This is a genomic window from uncultured Campylobacter sp. (genome assembly GCF_938045405.1).
GTDB lineage: Bacteria > Campylobacterota > Campylobacteria > Campylobacterales > Campylobacteraceae > Campylobacter_B.
On record NZ_CALIMW010000059.1, the window covers coordinates 1 to 2,142 of the forward strand.

Sequence of the window (2,142 nt, forward strand, 5' to 3'; positions counted from 1 at the left end):
ATACCGCGCTAAGCCTTACTGCTCGTAAAAGCCGCTCGGTTTGGAGATCGTGTCGATGTAGATGTTTTTGGTCTGGGTGTAGTGATCCAAGATCATCTTGTGCGTCTCGCGACCGATGCCCGATTCTTTGTAGCCGCCAAACGGCGCGCCGGCGTGGATCTGGTTGTAGGTATTGACCCATACGCGACCCGTCTCAAGCAGGCGTGCGACCGTGAGCGCCTTTGCGATGTCGCGCGTAAATACGGCGCCGCCTAGTCCGTAGAGGCTGTCGTTCGCCATGCGGACGAGCTCGTCTTGATCTTTAAATTTAATCACGACGCCCACAGGACCGAAGATCTCCTCCTGCGCCACGCGCATGTCGTTGCGTACGTCCACGAGTAGCGTAGGCTCGACGAAAGCCTCTCCCGCGCTATGTCGCTTGCCGCCCACGGCGATCTTAGCGCCCTCCTCTACGCCGATTTTTACGTACTCTAAAATTTTATCGGCTTGCTTTTTGTTGATCTGGCATCCCATCTGGGTGTTCGGATCGAGCGGATCGCCCACTTTGATACGCTTAAATTTCTCCACGAGCGCCGGTACGAATTTATCGTAGATACCCTCCTGCACGAAGATCCTACTTCCTGCGCAGCAAACCTGACCTTGGTTGAAAAGGATTCCCAGCTGCACGCCGTCGATCGCAACGTCGAAGTCGCAATCGTCAAAGATGATATTTGCGCTCTTACCGCCAAGCTCAAGCGTAGCGGGGATGATCTTTTGCGCCGCGGCTAGCGCGATGCCCCTGCCGACTTCGGTCGAGCCCGTAAACGCGAGCTTATCAAGCCCTTTGTGAGTGCGGACGAACTCGCCTGCCTTGCTTCCCTTGCCAGTTATGACGTTGATGATGCCCTTTGGAAGCAGCGGCGCGATCAGGCGGATGAACTCCAAAATGCTAAGGCTGGTTTCGGAGCTTGGCTTAAATACGCACGTATCGCCCGCAGCAATCAGCGGAGCGAGCTTCCACGCGCCCATCAAAAACGGGAAATTCCACGGCACGATCTGTCCTACTACGCCGATCGGCTCGCGCAAAACGACGGATAGATAGCGCTCTTTTAGCATATTGGCGCTGCCCTCCTCGCCCAAAATCACGCCCGCAAAATAGCGGAAATGCTCGATCGACCACGCTACGTCTACCGCGCGCGTCTCGCGGATCGGCTTACCGTTGTCGATAGTCTCTACGGTGGCGATGAACTCGGCGTTTTGCTCTAGGACGTCGGCGATCTTGTTTAGCAGCGCGCTGCGCTCATAAACGCTAGTGCGGCGGAAGCTCTCAAACGCCTTACGGGCTGCGGCGACCGCTCTATCGACGTCCGCCTTGCTAGCATCTGCGATCTTTGAAATTTTCTCGCCGGTAGCGGGATTAAAAACGTCTAGGCTCGCGCCGCCTTCGGCACCCACAAACTCGCCGTCGATGAAAAGCTTATAGCTTGGTTGGATTGTAGCCATGCTTACTCCTTTGTGAAATATGACATTCGCTATTATATATCCGCGGCGGTTAATGCGGCATAAATTTCGGAGCGAAAATCGGTTAAAATTTCGTAGTGTGCAAATTTAAGAAGTAACGCGGCGTGCGCGAAATTTTAAAATTTGATCTGAGTGCGCGACAGCGGAGGGTTTGAGGAGTTTTGAATCCGCGTGAAATTTAAGCCCTCGCGAGCGGCGAAATTTCAAAAGGTAACGTTTATGAAACGAGAGTGGAAATTCGGCTGCGCGAAATTTTAAAATTTCGCTCCGATAAAATTTTAAAATTTGGCTCCGCCTGGATTTTAAATTCGGCTTCGTTAAAATTTTGAAATTTTGTAAGGTAAAATTTTAGAAACATTTTGCGGAATAAATTTCTAAAACTATCTTTAGCGGAGCGGGCGAGCGGTTTAAATTTACGGCGCACGGCACGTGCGACGATAAATTAGCGAGCGCGACTCAAGCTTATACGTAGCCCAAACTATAGCCTGCCGATAAATTTTAAAATTTTGCGGGGTAAAATTTCATAATTCGGCTTCGTCGGAGTTTTGAATCAGGCTTCGTTAAAATTTTAAAATTTAGTCTAGTTGAGAATTTTAAAATTTTGTGAAGTAAAATTTCAAAAATACTTTTCGGAATAAAATT

General features: G+C 50.3%; 1 protein-coding gene. It reads right to left on the minus strand.

Features of this window, described 5'->3' with window-relative positions; translation table 11 throughout:
- Nucleotides 1-15: 15 nt before the first annotated feature.
- Entirely contained in the window at nt 16-1,482 is a 1,467-nt protein-coding gene (locus Q0140_RS02065; RefSeq protein ID WP_297961220.1) for an aldehyde dehydrogenase family protein, read from the minus strand.
- Nucleotides 1,483-2,142: the final 660 nt, after the last annotated feature.